Source organism: Streptomyces sp. Ru72 (assembly GCF_002920635.1).
Classification (GTDB): domain Bacteria; phylum Actinomycetota; class Actinomycetes; order Streptomycetales; family Streptomycetaceae; genus Streptomyces.
The window spans coordinates 35,371-53,286 of record NZ_PQSR01000028.1 but is presented as its reverse complement, the minus strand read 5'-3'; the positions used below and the strand labels follow the sequence as shown (position 1 = coordinate 53,286).

Sequence of the window (17,916 nt, the reverse complement as noted above, 5' to 3'; positions counted from 1 at the left end):
CAGGTCAGGGCAAGTCCGACCGGCCGCGGGGTTCAGGTGGGCGTCAGCCCAGGCGCTGCACCAGGGCGCGGTACTCGTCCCACAGCTCCTTCGGGGTGTGGTCTCCGAAGGTGTTGAGGTGCTCGGGGACCAGGGCGGCCTCCTCGCGCCAGACCTCCTTGTCGACCGTGAGCAGGAAGTCCAGGTCGGACTCGGAGAGTTCGAGGCCGTTGGTGTCCAGGGCTCCCTTGGCCGGCAGGATGCCGATCGGGGTCTCGACGCCCTCGGCCTTGCCCTCGAGGCGCTCCACGATCCACTTCAGGACGCGGCTGTTCTCCCCGAAGCCCGGCCAGACGAACTTGCCCTCGTCGTTCTTGCGGAACCAGTTGACGTAGTAGATCTTCGGCAGCTTGGACTGGTCCTTGTCCTTGGCCACGTCGATCCAGTGGGCCATGTAGTCGCCCATGTTGTAGCCGCAGAAGGGGAGCATCGCGAAGGGGTCGCGGCGCAGCTCGCCGACCTTGCCCTCCGCCGCCGCCGTCTTCTCGCTGGCCACGTTCGCGCCGAGGAACACGCCGTGGTTCCAGTCGAAGGACTCCGTCACCAGCGGGACCGCCGTGGCCCGGCGGCCGCCGAACAGGATCGCCGAGATCGGCACGCCCTTCGGGTCCTCCCACTCCGGCGCGATGATCGGGCACTGCGAGGCCGGGACCGTGAAGCGGGCGTTGGGATGGGCGGCAGGGGTCTCCGACTCGGGAGTCCAGTCGTTGCCCTTCCAGTCGGTCAGGTGGGCGGGCGACTCCTCGGTCATGCCCTCCCACCAGATGTCGTTGTCGTCGGTGAGGGCGACGTTGGTGAAGACCGCGTTGCCCCACAGCGTCTTCATCGCGTTCGCGTTGGTGTGCTCACCGGTGCCGGGTGCGACGCCGAAGAAGCCGGCCTCCGGGTTGATCGCGTACAGACGGCCATCCTCACCGAACCGCATCCACGCGATGTCGTCGCCGATCGTCTCGACCGTCCAGCCGGAGATCGTCGGCTCCAGCATGGCGAGGTTCGTCTTTCCGCAGGCGCTCGGGAAGGCGGCGGCGACGTACTTGGACTCGCCCTGCGGCGGTGTGAGCTTCAGGATCAGCATGTGCTCGGCCAGCCAGCCCTCGTCACGCGCCATGACCGAGGCGATACGCAGCGCGTAGCACTTCTTGCCCAGCAGCGCGTTGCCGCCGTAGCCGGAGCCGTACGACCAGATCTCCCGGGCCTCCGGGAAGTGCGAGATGTACTTGGTCGAGTTGCAGGGCCAGGGGACGTCGTCCTGGCCGGGCTCCAGCGGGGCGCCCAGGGAGTGGACGGCCTTGACGAAGAAGCCCTCGGAGCCGAGCTCGTCGAGGACCGCCTGGCCCATGCGCGTCATGGTGCGCATGGAGACCGCGACGTACGCGGAGTCCGTGATCTCCACGCCTATCGCGGAGAGCGGCGAGCCGAGGGGACCCATGCAGAAGGGCACGACGTACATCGTCCGGCCGCGCATGGAGCCGCGGAACAGGCCGTTCTCGCCCTGGAAGATCTCCCGCATCTCCGCGGGCGCCTTCCAGTGGTTCGTCGGACCCGCGTCCTCCTCCTTCTCGGAGCAGATGAACGTCCGGTCCTCGACCCGGGCCACGTCCGTCGGGTCGGAGGCGGCGTAGTACGAGTTCGGGCGCTTGATCGGGTCGAGCTTCCTGAAGGTGCCCTTGCGGACGAGCTCATCGCACAAGCGCTCGTATTCGGCCTCGGATCCGTCACACCAGACCACGCTGTCCGGCTGCGTCAGTTCGGCGATCTCGTTGACCCACGAGATCAGGTCCTTGTGCTGGGTGGGGACGGTTGAGGGAGCCGCGATGTCGCGCGCCACGATCGCTCCTAGATGAGGGATTTTGTGTTGATTGCCCCGTGGGGGCTGCGACCCGGATGCTTCGTAGCCGCTCATCCGGTGCCGACCGCACTCATTTGATCATCCGACGAGATTGCGCATCTGTCCAGAGGACGTCACACCTGAGCGGAGTGGGGATCGCCACATGTCGCCGCGTTTCTTTGCGTGCACGTAGAGTTCGACAGAAGGTTTTTTTGCGCGGTGGCCGTACCGACACAGTACGGACGGGCCGGGTGATATCGGTCGCACTCTGATCCACTACTTACGGTTCCGTAGGTACCATGCCGCGCATGACTGCGTCCGTCCCCGACGCGCCCACGGACTCGCCGGCAGCAGGCCGCGGTCCCGTAGCGCTCTCCCTGCCCCACCCGGTCAAGCCGAAGCTCCGCGGCTGGCTGCACCTGGGCATGTTCCCGGCCGTACTCATCGCGGGCCTGATCCTCACGGCCCTCGCGCACTCGACCAGAGGCCGCATCGCCTGCGGCATCTACGTCCTCACCGCCTGCCTGCTCTTCGGCGTGAGCGCGCTCTACCACCGCGGCAACTGGAGCCCGCGCATGGACGGCGTGCTGCGCCGGCTCGACCACGCGAACATCTTCCTGATCATCGCGGGCACCTACACGCCACTGACCCTGCTGCTCCTGCCGGGCACGAAGGGGCGGTGGCTGCTGTGGGGGATCTGGGCCGCCGCGGCGGCGGGCATAGCCTTCCGGGTCTTCTGGGTCGGCGCCCCGCGCTGGCTCTACACGCCGTGCTACATCGCGATGGGATGGGCGGCGGTCTTCTTCCTTCCCGACTTCATGCGGACCGGCGGGATCGCCGTCCTTGTGCTTGTCATCGTCGGCGGGCTGCTCTACAGCGCCGGGGGCGTGATCTACGGGATCAAGCGACCGAACCCGTCACCGCGCTGGTTCGGCTTCCATGAGGTCTTCCACTCCTTCACGCTCGCCGCGTTCGTCGTGCACTACGTGTGCATCTCGATGGTGGCGTACCAGCACGCGTAGCCGATCACGGCACGTCCCGGCCCTCATGGCCACGGCTTCAAAAGCCGTGGCCATATCCGTTCAGAGCCACCATCGTGCCTTATACACACTTGTGCCGATCAACGCATCCTGTCGGCTCGGATCCAGGAAGTCGACACGCGAACTGCACCAACTGCAGGAGGTTTGATCGTCAGGGCTGACCATGATGACCTGGCCTGTTACCGGATGCTGGCTGATGCTCTTGACGTGCGCCTTGTCGATTCCCCTGGGTGCGGTGGCACGGGTGAATGCACCGCTCGTCAGGGAAACCCGGTAGACATGGCGGCCCGTGGTCACCCAGCGGTCATCGGGAGCGCCGATGACCGGAGCGAGATCGTGGCCGTCCTCGTCGGGCAGGGGAAGCCGGCGTTGCAGGGTGATACCGGGTGCGGCCCTGGTACCCGCGACAGCGAGCGCGTGCAGCTCCGAGGCACCGAGCGCCCACAGCAGACGCTGACCCGCATCCCACGAGAGGGCATGAGCCCCGGGCAGAGGGTGCTGCACGTAGTGGCTGGAACGTGGACCCTGGGACGATGTGTAAAGACGGACGTATCCGCCCGTGCTGGCGGCCACGGCGATATTTCCGTCCGGCAGCATTTCCAGACTGTGAAGATTACTTGAGCGAGGGACATTCGTCGCCCAGTAAGTCACTCCTCGAGTGCGGTTGAAGGCCACTGCCATACCGCCTGATGCGCACGTCAGAAGCAGCGTACCGTCCGGCGTCCCGACTTGTTTCGCCTCGCTTACGTTGATCCAACTCCTGGATGGAACCAGGTCGGCCAACTCGGCATCCGACGCGGGAGACCAGGACCAGAGCGCGGTCAGGTCCAGTCGACGTTCACGGTAGGCCTTCAGGGTTTCGGTCTCCGTGAGGATCACAGACTGCGATTTCTGGTCACACAAAATGATCAACTCGTGGCCGGTCGTCCGACGGGGAATGGCCCGAGAGCCACCCATGGGCGCACCGGCATAAGGAATAACCGCAGCCGAAGCGCCTACCCGCAAAAGGCGCCGCCGCGTCAGACCCGGAGCCCTGGAAACCTGTGCAGTAAACGGTGCCGGATTTCTCACCGTCACAGAGTTATCAGTCGAGTACTGGCTCGTTAAGTGACGCGGCCTGCGGGACATGCACCCCGGAAATAGTCACACGAAACACACTGCGGCCCTACCGCACGGAGCACGCCCAGGCAACCCCGGCCATGGTCGCCGCCCGGACGGATGCCGGACAATGACCCCCATGACGGCCGCACGTTCCCCCTACTCCCCCGCCGACCGCCCCCGACTCGGACTGCGGGAGAGGAAGAAGATCAAGACCCGCGAGGCGATCCGCTCCGCGACGTACGCGCTGGTCAGAGAGCAGGGGTACGACGCGACGACGATCGAGCAGATCGCCGACCGGGCCGAGGTGTCGCCGTCCACCGTCTTCCGTTACTTCCCGACCAAGGAGGACATCGTCCTCACGGACGAGTACGACCCCCTGATGCTGGAGGAGTTGCGCGCACGGCCCGAGGACGAGCCGTGGATGGACTCCATCCGGTACGTGATGCGCAAGGGGCTCGACCTGAGCGAGCGGGGGGATCCCGAGGTGCTCCGGCTGCGGGCGCACCTCGGGGTGCAGGTCCCCGCGGTCCGCTCCCGGTACTTCGAGAGCATGTCGGCGACCGGGCTCCTGCTGCGCCAGGCCCTCGCGGAGCGCACCGGTCGCGACCCGGAGAGCCTTGAAGTGCGGGTGTGCGCCATGGCCCTCATCGGCGGCATGATGGAGGTCTCCATGTACTGGGCGGAGAACGGCTTCGAGGGCGAGCTCCGTGACCTGATGGACCGGGCGCTCGATGTCATGGAACACGGGCTCGAGCGGAAACCCGAAGGCTCCTGAGCGGCCCGCGTGCCATCCTGACGAGGTGAACGGACCCGAGATCCACATCGAGTTCGCCCCCGAGCTGGGGCCCTTCGTTCCGCATGCGCGGCGCGGGCGCCCCACGCAGGTCGTCACCGACGGGGCGTCCACGCTCGGTCATGTCGTCGAGTCGCTCGGTGTGCCGCTGACCGAGGTCGGGGCGCTCGTCGTGGACGGCCACGCCGTGGCCGCGTCCCATGTGCCGGCTGCCGGGGAGACCATCGAGGTCCGCCCGGTCGAGCGGCCCCAGCGGGTGCCCGGCGCTCCGCTCCGCTTCCTGCTCGACGTCCACCTCGGCACCCTGGCCCGCCGGCTGCGGCTGCTCGGCGTGGACGCGGCGTACGAGTCCACGGACATCGGGGACGCGGCGCTCGCGACCCGGTCCGCCGCCGAGCGCCGGGTGATGCTCAGCCGTGACCGGGGGCTGCTGCGCCGCCGCGAGCTGTGGGCGGGCGCGTTCGTCTACAGCACCCGGCCCGAGGAGCAACTCCGCGACGTGCTCGACCGGTTCGCGCCCGAGCTGCGGCCCTGGACGCGCTGTACGGCCTGCAACGGCCTTCTCCGAGACGCCACCAAGGACGAGGTCGCCGACCAGCTCGAACACGGCACGCGACGGACGTACGACGTCTTCGCCCGCTGCCTCGACTGCGGCCGCGCGTACTGGAAGGGCGCGCACCACGACCAGCTGGAGGCGATCGTGGAGCGCGCCCTCACCGAGTTTCCGAGCCGGGCCTGACAGTGCCTCGGTAGGTCTCCCGAGGCTTCAGCGCGTGGCCACGACCTCGTCCGTCTCCTCCGCCGACTGTGGCCGCGGCACCAGCCCACTTGCCTCTGCCGACTGGTCACCGGCCGCTCTTGCCGCGGTGCGGAGCGTGCGCAGGAGGTGCACCGCGGCGGTTACCAACAACGCGTCACGGACGGCCAGGGTGATGATGGCTGACCAGGTGCTGGCCATGACGTCGAAGTAGGTGAACGGGTAGATGACCAGGGTGAAACCGCACGCCGCGAGGACAAGGCGGGCCGTAGTCCGCAGCCCGGAGGAGCGCCAGGTGGTGCCGACGGCGAGCAGCCCCACGGCCCACAGCATGAACTGAGGGCTGAACACCCGGCTGGTGAAGATGCAGACCAACACGGCGGCGAGGCCCAGGACGGAAGGAGCGGCGCCCGTGAAGAAGCTCCTCGGCAGGTGCCACCTCAGCAACACGAGACCGCCCAGCGCGAAGACGCTCAGTGCCGGGAGCGCGTACGCCACAAGTTCCGCGTACGGGCCCGTGAATTGCATCGCACCATAGGCGAGCTCCACCTGTCCCGGCCAGCCGAAGTGCCGGGCCACATGGAAGGGCAGCGCGCCGAACGACTCGATCTGGAGACCGCGGGCCCGCTGTCCGGACAGGAAGGACCATGCCCCCGGCAGGACGGCGGCGAGCATCAGGGTGAGAGCGACCGCGGCTCCCAGGGCGCGCGCCCACACCGTGCGCATGGTCCCTCCCGGCCCCACCCCCAACAGTACGAGCACGGGCCACAGCTTCATGGTGGCCCCGACGCCGACCAGGGCGCCCCCGACTCGGGGACGGGTGGGCAGCCAGAGCAGAGCGGCTACACAGATGCCTGTGACCGTCATGTCCAGGCGCGCGTAGGGCATCGACCCGAGCAGCGGAACGCCGATCGTCCAGACCCAGGCGCCCATCATGCTGCGCCCCGGCTGACGGCCGGTGCGCCACAGCGCGGCGAACACGGCGGCGTCGACCAGGAAGGCGGTCACGTAGAAGGCGTGCTGATAGGTGAGCACCGGCAGCAACACGGGCGCCAGGAGCGCCAGAGACATGCCCGGGGGGTACTGCCAGGTTTCGTCGCCCACGGGGAAGCTCCCGGACTGAAACACCTCCAGCCACTTGTGGTAAAGGGCGACTTCTTCCGCATTGCCGTCGGAGACCGGCAGGGTAACCAGACGGAACACCAGCATCAGCAGGAGGAGTCTGCTGACCCCCCACTCAAGGAGCGGTCCTGTCGGCCGCCCCCTGTCCCGTTGGTCGCTGATCATGAGATTCGTCTCGTTCGTGCCGCGCGCGGCATGCACGTGAAGGCCCCCTGTTGAAGACAGATGGCATCGGATGTTTCCGGCCATAGGATGGCGAAAGAGCACGGGAACCCTAGGGGAACCACCGCTTCGGGGCACCTGCGCCTGGCGCGGCTGCGGCACTTTTCGCTCGTTCGGCGGGCTTAGGCCGCGCATCCGCGCGTGGCCTCGGAAACAGACTGCGGCGGACGGGGCAAGGCCGGTTGGCCCTGCCCCGTCCGCCGCATGCGAGGTGAATCCCGGTGGTCCGCCGAAAGCTAGCGCTTCTTCTTCAGGTCGCCCTTCCCGCAGGCCACCCCGTCCCCGTTCGGGTCGAGGCCCAGCGGGTCGTCCTTGCCGTTGACCTTCAGGCGGCCGTAGTCGTTCGCCTTCAGCCAGGCGCAGCGGGCGGCCGTCGTCTTCTTCACCTGAGGTGGGAAGACCGTCGGTACGCAGACGTTGACCGAGCCGTAGTGGCGGTCGCAGCCGGAGATGGTCGGGCTGACCTTCTGCGAGGTGCGCTTGGTGCCGGCGCCCGTCGTCGTGCCCTCCAGAGAGTCGGCGAAGGAGTGGACGTGGGCGGTGGCGGTGCCCGTGCTCAGGGCCGCCGGGCCCCGCAGGTGGATCCACTGGGCCACGGACGGGACGCCGTTCGCGTCGACCGCGAAGAGCATGTACCAGCCGGGCGGCGCCAGGTTGGGGTTGCTCGTCACGTTCAGGTCGACGTTGTTGCCGTTCACCGACAGCGGCAGGTCCACGAACCGCTGGTTGGGGTCCGAGGAGTGGGTGACCGCCGCCGGACGGATCAGCTCCGCCTTGGCGATGGGCCGGTCGACCGTGATGCGCTGTGTGGTGCCGTACGTCCACTCGTTCGTGATCACCGAGGTGATCGTCGGGCGGCTGCCCTTGAACAGGTACGGCGGCGAGTAGATCGACACGTTGTGGTTCCACGTGCCGTTGCCCGGGTTGTCGCCGGTCGCCATGATGCGGCCGTCCGGCAGCAGGAACGCGGAGGAGTGGTAGCCGCGGGACTGGGGGTCGGCGGCCACCGGGTCGAAGGTGGAGGTGTTCGGGTCGAAGATCGACGCTTCGTAGACCGGGTCGGCGCGGTTGTGCAGGCCGCCGCCCGTCTCCAGCACCTTGCCGTCGGGCATCAGGACCGCGGAGACGTACATCTTGCCCTGGTTGCCGGTCTCGGCGACCTTGCCGCCTCCGAGGTCGACCGTGCCCTGCGGCAGCGGCGGTCCGGCGACGTAGGACGGGCTGGCCTGCTTGAGGTCGATGATGTCCGTCAGGCGGTTCGCGTCCGGGTTGGAGTCGATGTTGCCGCCGCCGATGGTGAGGACCTTCTGGTCCTGCGCCGGGGGCAGCAGCACGCTCGCCGACTGGTCGCGCTGGTCCTTGTTCTGCAGGCCGGGGATCTGTGTGACCGTGTTGGCGTTGTAGTCGTAGATCGCCGAGCCGGTGCCCGGGATGTTGTTGCCGAAGACGTGGCTGCCCGAGTAGAAGAGCCGGCCGTCCTGCATCAGGATCATCGACGGGTACAGGCCCCAGTACGACCAGGTCTGGTTGACCTTCCACAGCGGCAGCCACTGCTGGTCCTTGTCCGACCAGTACTCGGTGGTCACCGAGCCCGTGGAGTCCTCGCGCAGCCCGCCGAAGGAGATCACGTCACCGTTGCCGAGCTCGGTCGCCGACGGGTACCAGTGGCCGTCGTTGAGGTCGTTCGTCTTGGCGTACGTCTCCGTCTTCGGGTCGAAGATGTAGGAGTCCTTGAACCCCTCGTAGCCGTGCCCGCCCGGCACGGGGTACGCCTTGTTGCCGCTGAGCACCAGCACGCGCCCGTCCTGGAGCTGGACGTGCCCGGCGCAGAACATGTCCTTGGGGGTGGGGATCACCTTGTACGAGCCGTTCGACGGGTTGTAGACCGCGCTGGTGAACGAGCCCGCCGCGAAGTTCTCCTCGCTGTTGCCGGAACCGGCGATCAGCAGCACCTTGCCGTTGTTGAGGACGACGGAGTGCATGGAGCGGACGGGGTTCTGGGTGGGCAGGACCTGCCAGCTGCCGTTCGCGCACTGGTCCGTCGTGCCCGTGCACTGGGCGGGCGGCAGCGGGTCGGCGACCTGATCCATCGTGTAGTCGTCGGTGGTGACGGACCCGGTGCCGTACACCGACACACCCCAGGTGATCAGGTCGGTGCCGTCCGGGACGGCCGGGGTGCGCACGCTCGCCTGCGCCCAGGCGGAACTCATGTCGAGCGTCTTGAGGTCGGTCCAGTACTGCCAGCCCGCCGTCTTGTCGTGGCGGAAGAGGGTGAGCGAGGTGTCCGGGGTCGTCGACTTGTACCAGAGCGACAGGTCGTACTGCTTGCCCGGCGTGACCACCGGCGCGCAGCTCGCCGACTCGGTGATGAGCGCCTTGCGGTCGCCGCTCACGCGGCGCGTCAGCTCGACCTTCATGGCCTTGCCGCCGGTGTGGGCGTCGCTGGTGGTGGTGAAGGCGAAGTCGTTGTCGCCCCAGCCGGACTTCTCCCAGCAGTACGGCATCCCGTCGGTACCGGCGGTCTCGAAACCGGGGTTCTTGACGAGGTTGGCGGCGGACGCGGGCTGCGGCGAGGTCAGGAGCAGGCCCGCGGTCAGGCCGGTCACGGCGAGCAGGGCGGTTCTGCGTCTGCGGGATATGCGGAGTCTGCGGACGGTTCTCATGCGGCTCTCCTTGCTGTGCGGCCCCCGCCCTCGGGGGCGCGGCCCCGGCGCGGGAGGTAGACCAGCGCCTCGGTCCCCACGAAGCGCAGGACGAAGGTCAGGACCAGCGCGAGCGCGGTGGCGGGCAGTACGCCCACGCCGAACGTGCCGACCAGCAGCGCGATCAGCGGGATGCGCAGCACCAGGTCCGCGTTGGCGAGGAGCGCGAACCGGCCCACCCGGTCCCACCACCGGCGGTGCCGGCGCCGCTCGCGGAACAGCAACTGCTCGATGAGCAGGAAGTTCCAGGCGACACCGAGCTGGTTGGCGAGGATCTCCGCCGGCAGGTAGTGCATCCCGAGGCCGGTCAGCGCCCACAGGCCGACCAGGTTCGGTACGAATCCGGACGCGCCGATCAGCCCGAAGGCGACCATGCGCGCGAGCGGGGAGGCGGTGCGCAGCCCCACCAGGTGGCGCAGGAAGCGGAAGCCCTCCTGTGCGGTCGACTTGGACTGCCCCGCGAACCGCTCCTGGAAGACGAACGGCACCTCGGTGACCTCACGCGGCCTGCTGCGCACGGCGAGTTCCAGCAGGATCTTGTAGCCGAGCGGCTGGAGGATCTCCGCGGTGACCGCGCTGCGGCGGATGGCGAAGAAACCGCTCATCGGGTCGCTGATACCGCGCAGTCTGCGCGGGAACAGCGTTTTGGTCAGCCAGGTCGCGCCGCGGGAGACGGCGATCCGGTAGCCGCCCGCGAGGCCTGCGCGGCTGCCGCCCTTGATGTAGCGGGAGGCGACGACGAGCCCGGCGTTCGTGCGCTCTCCGGTGCCGATCAGCTCCGGGACGAGGGAGGGCGGGTGCTGGAGGTCGCCGTCCATGACGACGATCCAGTCGGAGCCGGCCGCCTTCAGTCCCTCGACGACGGCCCCACCGAGCCCGCCGGCCGGCTCCTCCCGGTGCAGCAGGGTGACCGGGAACGGGCAGTCCTGCGCCTCCCGGACGATGACGCCGGGGGTGTCGTCGGTGGAGTCGTCGACGAAGAGGACCTCGCAGGGCAGGCGGGACGGCACCGACTCGGTGATCCGGTGCAGCAGTTCGCGGATGTTCCCCGACTCGTTGAAGGTCGGGACGACGATGGTGACGGCGCCCGGCTCGGGTGGCTCGACGGCCCGTACGGCCGGGTCACCGAGTTCGCCGGGGACGGTCGATTCCTGGCTCATCGGCCGCCTCCCGCCGACTGGTCGATCCGGCGGATCTCGATCCGGTCCGGCCCGGTGCCGAAGGTGGCCACCGGCGTCGAGTGCTGGAGAGCGGCCCTGACGCCCGGCAGGTTGACCGCGTCGCGCCGCACCGTCGGGGAGGCGACCACGTAGTCGATGTCGCGCCAGCCGTGCGGCATCGTCTTGGTCACCGCCGGGTCGAGGTCGGCCTTGTAGAACCAGATGGCGCCGAGGCCGGGCCGGTATCCGGCGTGCACCAGGTCGAGCCAGAGGGCGTCGTCGACGAGGACCCGGGTGCCCTCCGGGTCGCTCACCTGGCTGCCGAGCCAGTGCGAGGCGGCCCGGTAGGGGGCGTTGGCGTCGGCGGTGACGGCGGTGCGGTCCCCGTCGTACCAGCGGGGCACGACGTACGCGCCGGCGGCGGCCACGAGCAGCGCCGCCACGGCGTACCGCGCCCAGGTGACGTACGGCTTCTCGGTCCCGACGCGCCGGCGGTGCAGCACCAGGTGGACGACGCTCGCGGCGGCGCCCGCCAGGACCAGGGCGAGGAACGGCAGCGCCTGGATGACGTACATCGCGGGCAGGTAGCCGCTCGGCCGCATCGCGACCAGGGTGAGGACGGCGACGGCGAGCGCGGGACCGGCGAGCGTCCGTGCGGTGACCGACCAGCGCCAGGTGAGCAGGAGCAGCAGCGCCCCGGCGAGGCCGCCGAGCGGCAGGACACGGTCGTAGTAGAGCCAGGAGTGCAGGACGCCGTAGGACCCGGAGCCGGGGTCGAGGATGAATCCGGAGCCGGCCCGGCTCATCTGGTAGCGGATGCCGTCCCACAGGGAGACATGGCCGGCGCCCGGCAGCAACTCGCCTTTGAGCAGGGCGAAGAGGGGGTACGACAGCCCGATCAGCGCGCACGCCGTGATCGCGCCGGTGAGGGCGAACTTCCGGGTGTCGCGGTGGCTGTGGCGCCACATGGTGAGGAAGACGGCGGGCAGGACGACGAGCATCGTCTCCTTGGTCAGGACGCCCGCGGCGGCGGCGAGGCCCGCGCCGAAGTGGTGCCAGAGGTGGCGGCTCGGGGACGCGGCCAGGGTGAACGCGAGCAGCGTCCACATCACCGCGATGTTGTCGAGGAAGATCTCGCGCTGGAGCACCACCGACAGCGGGGAGAGCCCGAAGAGGACCATGGCCAGTCCGGATGCCCACATCGGCAGCTTCAGGCGTCGGGCGAGGACGTAGACGAGGACCGCGCTCACCGCGCTGACCAGCAGCATCACGGCGCGCATCGAGCCGACCGTCATCAGGCCGGCGTCGAGGTGGGCGGGGATCCAGGTGAGCAGGGCGAGCTGGACCCAGCCGAGCGGCGGGTGGTCGTACCAGTAGGTGTAGTGGGCGAGCCCGTGGCCGTTCTGCACGGCCCATGCCTGGGCGAGATAGGTGCCCTCGTCGTCGCTGAGGGTCGGGTAGTCGGCGATGTTCCAGCCCTGCACCGTCAGGATCGCCGCGAGGAGCACGCCGCACAGGATCAGATCGGGACGAGAGCCGCGGAAACGGAACGCCGGACGGGGGACGGGGACGGTTTCGGGGACAGATGTGTCCTGCGCGGGGACCTTCGTCTCGGTCGCCGCGGGAAGAGTGGAGGTCACGCAGCAACGTCCTCTCGGGACTCGCGGATCACGCCGGTCGTTGCCAGGTGGGCGCCGACGTGGCTGGTCAGCTCCCAGTCGTTGCGACCGCGCTGTTCGCGCCAGACGGCGCGGATCGCGGCGCCGGCGAGGAGCACCTGGTAGAAGGGGCCGCCCAGGATGAGCTTCACGTAGTGGACGAAGCGCACGCGCAGCCCGTACTGCTTGCCGAAGTCGTGCAGTCCGACGACCTCGAAGACGAAGGTGACCGCGGCGGTCACGAGCGGAAGGAAGGTGAGGAAGGCGACGCCGACCGGAACGTCCAGGAAGAGGGCGATTGCGGCGTTGAGCGGGATGATGACGCCGGAGAACGCCTGGAGGAACGGCGTCATCAGGGTGTAGCGGGCGAGCAGCCGCTGTCCGAAGCCGGGCAGTTGCTTCCAGTCCTTCTTGCGGTAGACCTGCAGGAAGCCCTGGTTCCAGCGGGTGCGCTGCTTGAGCAGCGACATCAGCGAGCCGGGGGTCTCCTCCCGGGTCACCATGTCGGAGTCGTAGGCGACGACGACCTTCTTGCCGACGCTGGAGAGCCTGACGCCCAGGTCGCAGTCCTCCGCGAGGCAGTTGGGGTCCCAGCCGTCGGCCTCCCTGAGCACGTCGGTCCGGACGAAGACGGTGTTGCCGCCGAGCGGGATGAACCCCTTCTGCGCGTGCAGGTGCAGCCGGGAGCGGAACCAGAAGAAGTACTCCAGGCAGTTGCGCAGGCTGTACCAGCTGGAGTGGAAGTTGATCAGCTGCACCCCGCCCTGGACGACGTCCGCGCCCGTGGTGCGGAACGCGTGGTCGACGTGGGCGAGCAGCTCCGGGTGGACCTGGTCCTCGGCGTCGAAGACCCCGACGACATCGCCGCGGCAGTGCGGCAGCGCCGTGTTCATGGCCTTCGGCTTGTTCTTCTTCTCATGGTGGTCGACGACGACGCGGACCCGTGCGTCCCGGGCCGCGGCCCTGCGGGCGACCTCGGTGGTCTCCGGGTCGTCGTGTCCCACGATGACGATGATCTCGAAGTCGGTGTGGGTCGACTCGAGCAGCCGCTGGATCGTGTGGTCCAGGACGGCCTGCTCGTGTCTCGCGGGCAGCAGCAGCGAGAACGACACGTGCTCGGCGCCGTCCGGACTGCTGAACCGGGTGGAGGCGAGCACCTCGGGCGTACGCCACGCGTGCATCTGCCACCACAGAGTGAAGGCCGCCATCCAGAACAAGGCCAGCGAGACGACGGCAATGAAGACAGACGTCAGCAAAAAGATCCCCCCAGATCCCCAAAACCCCCTGTCGCGACAGTGCGTTACTTCTGTCGCGCCACCGTGGAGAGACTAAGAGGGAACTGTGAAGCCTGGGAGCTCTTCAGATAAATAGCTTGTTTCGGAACGGCTGGTTCCTTACGAGGATCTATCCGAACACCCGCTCAATCCGGCCATCTGGAATCAATCGTTCCATGATGCGTTTCAGCCGCTCAGCGCCGTGCGGAGCCGCTCCGGATCGGTGGTCGGGGCATCACACGTGAAGTTACGGCAGACGTACGCGGTCGGTTCATCATCGACCAGAATCCGGTCAACCAGGAGCGGCAGCTCATCACTCTCCGGGGTGCCGATGGCCACGACCGCGCCGGGTGCCGTGCCCAGAAGCGCCGTGCGGTGCAGGGCCCTGGTGGCGGGGTCGTCGAGGGCCGGGCCGACGATCGCGACCTCCCGCGGCCCGTCGAGGAGCGCCTCGGCGACCGCGAGCCCCCATCCGATGAAGCGCGGCACCCGCGGCCCGAGCGCCTTGACGACACCCGACGCCCGCTCGGCGGCGGCACGGTGGGGTTCCGAACCGGTCTGGGCGGCGTACGACAACAGCGCGCCCGCGGCGGCGGTCCAGCCCGACGGGGTGGCGTTGTCGGTGGGGTCCTGGGGGCGCCGGATGAGCTTCTCGGCGTCCGCGGCGGTGTCGTAGAGCGTGCCGCTGTCGTCGGTGAACCGCGTGAGCACGTGGTCGAGCAGGAACCCGGCGAACTCCAGCCACACGCCCTCACCGGTGACGGAGGCGAGCGCCAGGAAGCCCTCGGCGACGTCCGCGTAGTCCTCCAGCACGCCGGCGTTCGCGCCCACGCGGCCGTCCTTCGACGTCCGCGCCAGACGGGCGTGCTCGTCCAGGTGCAGCCGTACCAGCAGGTCGGCGGCGCCGAGCGCGGCGTCCACGAGGTCGGGGCGGTCGAAGTACGCGCCGGTCTCGGCGAGCGCGGCGATCGCGAGGCCGTTCCAGGCGGCGACCACCTTGTCGTCACGGCCCGGGGCGGGGCGCTCGGCCCGCCTGTCCAGGAGGCGGCGCCGGATCGACTCGATCCGCTGTGCGTCGAACACGCCTTCCTGCTGGGGAAGTTGCAGGACGGAGGAGCCGTGCTCGAAGGTGCCCTCCTCCGTCACCCCGAAGTACTGGGCGGCGAGTTCGGCGTCGTCGGCGCCGAGGGCCTCCCTCAGCTGCTGCGGGGTCCATACGTAGTACGCCCCTTCGACGTGCCGGCCCCTCCCGTCGTCGCTGTCCGCGTCCAGCGCGGAGGCGAACCCGCCCTCCGCGGTGCGCAGTTCCCGCACCATGAAGTCGGCGGTCTCCAGGGCGACCCGGCGGGCGAGCTCGGAGCCGGTGGCACGCCACAGGTGCGCGTACTCCCGGCACAGCAGGGCGTTGTCGTAGAGCATCTTCTCGAAGTGCGGCACCACCCAGTCGCGATCGACGGAGTAGCGGGCGAAGCCGCCGCCGAGCTGGTCGTAGATACCGCCTCGGGCCATGCGCTCGCAGGTGTCGTGCGCCATCTGCAGGGCGCCTTCGGAGCCGGTGCGGGCGTGGTGGCGCAGCAGGAACTCGATCACCATGGACGGCGGGAACTTGGGCGCCCCGCCGAAGCCGCCCCGCTGCGCGTCGTACTCACGGGTGAGCCCGAGGAGAGCCTGGGCGAGCTCCTCCTCGCCGGGCGCCCGGGTGTCGCCGTAGCTGATCTCGCGCTGGGCGAGGTCTCGCGCGATCTTCCCGGCGACCTCGTTCACCTCGTCCCGCCGGTCGGCCCAGGCCTGCCGGACGCCCTCGAGGACCTGCCGGAAGGAGGGCATGCCGTGGCGGGGGGCGGGCGGGAAGTAGGTGCCGAAGTAGAAGGGCTCGGCGTCGGGGGTGAGGAAGACGGTCATGGGCCAGCCGCCGTGGCCGGTCGCGGCCTGGACGGCCTCCATGTAGACGGCGTCGACGTCGGGGCGTTCTTCGCGGTCGACCTTGATGCTGACGAAGTGCTCGTTCATGTACGAGGCAGTCGCGTCGTCCTCGAAGGACTCGTGAGCCATGACATGACACCAGTGGCAACTGGAGTAACCGACGCTGAGCAGCACCGGCACACCCCGTTCACGGGCCTCGTCGAAGGCCTCGTCCGACCAGGGCCACCAGTCGACGGGGTTCTCGGCGTGCTGGAGCAGATACGGGGACGTCTCATGGGCCAGTCGGTTCACCGTTCCACTCTCCCACGGCATCGGGCGCCGCGGAGAACAGCGGTTTGACCGGGCGCGCCCACGGGGGCGTCCTCGTGTGTGCGGGCGCTTTTCGGACGCCACGGTGGGGTCGCCCGGCGGTGCCGAATCGGCCGAAACCGTTCACGGCACCGCGGAGCGCGAGCTGATCCCGGAGAGAGGGGGCCGGACGAGCGGGGAGCCGTCAGCCCTGCTGGGCCTTGGGCGTGCCCTTGGCCGTCGCCGGGCCCGAGCCCTTCTTCCCGGCTTCCTCGCTCGAGGCGTCGGCGTCCTCCTCGAAGGACACCTTCCGCATGTGCTTGTTCATGGACTTCATCAGTCCCCACACGGCCACCGCCATCACCGCGAAGACGATGAAGCCGAGGACACCGGGGGTGACCTTGTTCTCGTCGACGTCGGCCAGCGGCACCAGGTGCGTCACAGCCAGGCTCACGCTTGCGCTCATGTCAGGCATTGTCCCTCAGGGCCGGCGGACGCCTGCAAAGAGGTCGTCCTCCGGGAGCGAGGTGTCCACGAGCGACTTCGCCAGCTCGTACTCCTCCGTCGGCCAGACCTCCTTCTGCAGCTCCAGAGGGACCCGGAACCAGCCGCCGTCGGGGTCGATCTGCGTGCGGTGCGCGATCAGCGCCTTGTCACGGATCTCGAAGAAGTCGGCGCACGGGATGTGGGTCGTCAGGGTGCGCTCGGCGCGGTTGAACTCGTCCCACCGCTTCAGCCACTCCCCGTAGGGCGACTCCAGCCCGCGGTCGAGCATCGCCTTGTGCAGGGCCTCGGTCCGGGGCCGGTTGAAGCCCTGGTTGTAGTACAGCTTCAGCGGCTGCCACGCGGGGCCGAACTCGGCCTCCGGGTACTTCTCGGTGTCCGCCGCGCCCTCGAACGCCACCATCGAGATCTTGTGCGTCATGATGTGGTCGGGGTGCGGGTAGCCGCCGTTCTCGTCGTAGGTGGTGATCACCTGGGGACGGAAGGAGCGGATCTTCCTCACCAGCTCGCCGGCCGCCTTGTCGACGTCCTCCAGGGCGAAGCAGCCGTCCGGCAGCGGGGGCAGCGGGTCGCCCTCGGGCAGACCCGAGTCGACGAAGCCGAGCCACTCCTGCTTGACGCCGAGGATCTCGCGGGCCTCGTCCATCTCCTTCTTGCGTACCTCGTGGATGTGCTCCTCGATGTACTTGTCGCCCTGCAGCTTCGGGTTGAGGATGGAGCCGCGCTCCCCACCCGTGCAGGTCACCACGAGCACGTCCACCCCCTCGGACACGTACTTCGCCATGGTGGCCGCGCCCTTGCTCGACTCGTCGTCGGGGTGGGCGTGCACGGCCATCAGTCGCAGTTGGTCAGTCAAGACTCGATCCTCGGTCAGTCGGCAGGTCGGCGCCCGGTGTCAGGTGGCGCGATGGGCGGCTTCTATAGTGACCGAATCGGAGGGTGGAAAATTCCGGGTCCGGTCCCCGGAGGTCCTTTTCGGGACATCCGTCCCGGACCGGCCGAGAGGACGATCATGACCACGGTGAGCACGCGGCCGCACCAGGACCGCTACGGGCGCTCCTCGGACGAGCGCGCCGACCGCACACTCAAGATCGTCGGCAGTGCGCTGGGAGCGGCGCTGCTCGTGCTCGTCGGCTGGTTCGCGTACCACTATGTCGGCCAGAACAAGATCAGCGGCCAGGTCATCGCGTTCGAGACCTCGCAGAACGCGGTCAAGGCCCATCTGGAGGTACGCAAGGACGCCGACGCCACGGGCTACTGCACCCTGCGGTCCCAGGCGGCGGACGGCACGGAGGTGGGCCGCGCCGACTTCCGGTTCGGCGGGCACGCCACCCAGATCGACAAGGTCGTCACGCTGCGCACCACCGCGCCGGGGACGACGGCGGAGCTGCTGGGCTGTCACGCGGACTGACGTCACCCGTGTCGCGTAGCCGCTGACCTGCGTTGACGTAATTCTGATGGCTTATGTCCTCCCCCTTTCGCCGGTGAATTGTTAGGCTCGTGGT

General features: G+C 68.8%; 14 protein-coding genes. 4 read left to right on the top strand and 10 right to left on the bottom strand.

Annotated features, from left to right (window positions below; all coding sequences use genetic code 11):
• Positions 1-43: 43 nt before the first annotated feature.
• Entirely contained in the window at positions 44-1,867 is a 1,824-nt protein-coding gene (locus C3488_RS16010; protein ID WP_103840097.1) for a phosphoenolpyruvate carboxykinase (GTP), read from the bottom strand.
• Between the two features lie 308 nt (positions 1,868-2,175).
• Between C3488_RS16010 and C3488_RS16005 the strand changes: the two genes are divergently transcribed.
• Complete coding sequence (locus C3488_RS16005; RefSeq protein WP_103840096.1) at positions 2,176-2,889, top strand: hemolysin III family protein; 714 nt, start codon at positions 2,176-2,178, stop codon at positions 2,887-2,889.
• 60 nt (positions 2,890-2,949) lie between these two features.
• Here the strand turns inward: C3488_RS16005 and C3488_RS40105 are convergent, their stop codons facing one another.
• On the bottom strand, positions 2,950-3,786 hold the full coding sequence (locus tag C3488_RS40105) for a DUF6528 family protein (protein ID WP_146067870.1): 837 nt from the start codon (positions 3,784-3,786) through the stop codon (positions 2,950-2,952).
• A 349-nt stretch (positions 3,787-4,135) separates the two neighbouring features.
• Between C3488_RS40105 and C3488_RS15995 the strand changes: the two genes are divergently transcribed.
• Positions 4,136-4,783 carry a TetR/AcrR family transcriptional regulator gene (locus C3488_RS15995; RefSeq protein ID WP_181139041.1) on the top strand — a complete coding sequence of 216 codons (648 nt, stop codon included), beginning with the start codon at positions 4,136-4,138 and terminating at the stop codon, positions 4,781-4,783.
• 25 nt (positions 4,784-4,808) lie between these two features.
• On the top strand, positions 4,809-5,540 hold the full coding sequence (locus tag C3488_RS15990; protein ID WP_103840093.1) for a Mut7-C RNAse domain-containing protein: 732 nt from the start codon (positions 4,809-4,811) through the stop codon (positions 5,538-5,540).
• A gap of 27 nt (positions 5,541-5,567) precedes the next feature.
• Here C3488_RS15990 and C3488_RS15985 read toward each other — a convergent pair whose 3' ends face one another.
• The 8 genes from C3488_RS15985 to mca all read right to left on the bottom strand — a co-directional run bounded on the left by C3488_RS15985 (position 5,568) and on the right by mca (position 17,267).
• The gene (locus tag C3488_RS15985) at positions 5,568-6,767 is read right to left on the bottom strand and encodes a glycosyltransferase family 87 protein (RefSeq protein WP_258053445.1); all 1,200 of its coding nucleotides are present in this window, start codon (positions 6,765-6,767) and stop codon (positions 5,568-5,570) included.
• A gap of 371 nt (positions 6,768-7,138) precedes the next feature.
• Positions 7,139-9,565: a galactose oxidase-like domain-containing protein gene (locus C3488_RS15980; RefSeq protein ID WP_103840091.1), complete on the bottom strand. Its 2,427-nt coding sequence runs from the start codon at positions 9,563-9,565 to the stop codon at positions 7,139-7,141.
• A complete protein-coding gene (locus tag C3488_RS15975) occupies positions 9,562-10,764 on the bottom strand; it encodes a glycosyltransferase family 2 protein (protein ID WP_103840090.1) in 1,203 nt (400 codons plus the stop codon). Before C3488_RS15975 ends, C3488_RS15980 begins: the two co-directional genes overlap by 4 nt.
• Complete coding sequence (locus C3488_RS15970; RefSeq protein WP_103840089.1) at positions 10,761-12,404, bottom strand: glycosyltransferase family 39 protein; 1,644 nt, start codon at positions 12,402-12,404, stop codon at positions 10,761-10,763. The genes C3488_RS15975 and C3488_RS15970 overlap by 4 nt, the downstream gene beginning before the upstream one ends.
• Positions 12,401-13,678, bottom strand: coding sequence for a glycosyltransferase (locus C3488_RS15965; RefSeq protein WP_103840088.1), 1,278 nt, complete (start codon positions 13,676-13,678; stop codon positions 12,401-12,403). The genes C3488_RS15970 and C3488_RS15965 overlap by 4 nt, the downstream gene beginning before the upstream one ends.
• Positions 13,679-13,882: 204 nt before the next feature.
• Positions 13,883-15,931, bottom strand: coding sequence for a thioredoxin domain-containing protein (locus C3488_RS15960; RefSeq protein WP_103840087.1), 2,049 nt, complete (start codon positions 15,929-15,931; stop codon positions 13,883-13,885).
• A gap of 181 nt (positions 15,932-16,112) precedes the next feature.
• On the bottom strand, positions 16,113-16,382 hold the full coding sequence (locus tag C3488_RS15955) for a hypothetical protein (protein ID WP_181139039.1): 270 nt from the start codon (positions 16,380-16,382) through the stop codon (positions 16,113-16,115).
• Between the two features lie 6 nt (positions 16,383-16,388).
• Positions 16,389-17,267, bottom strand: a complete 879-nt coding sequence (gene mca / locus C3488_RS15950; protein ID WP_103840085.1) for a mycothiol conjugate amidase Mca — start codon at positions 17,265-17,267, stop codon at positions 16,389-16,391.
• A 156-nt stretch (positions 17,268-17,423) separates the two neighbouring features.
• Between mca and C3488_RS15945 the strand changes: the two genes are divergently transcribed.
• Positions 17,424-17,822 (top strand): DUF4307 domain-containing protein, encoded by a 399-nt coding sequence (locus C3488_RS15945; RefSeq protein WP_103840084.1) that lies wholly within the window; start codon positions 17,424-17,426, stop codon positions 17,820-17,822.
• Positions 17,823-17,916 lie beyond the last annotated feature (94 nt).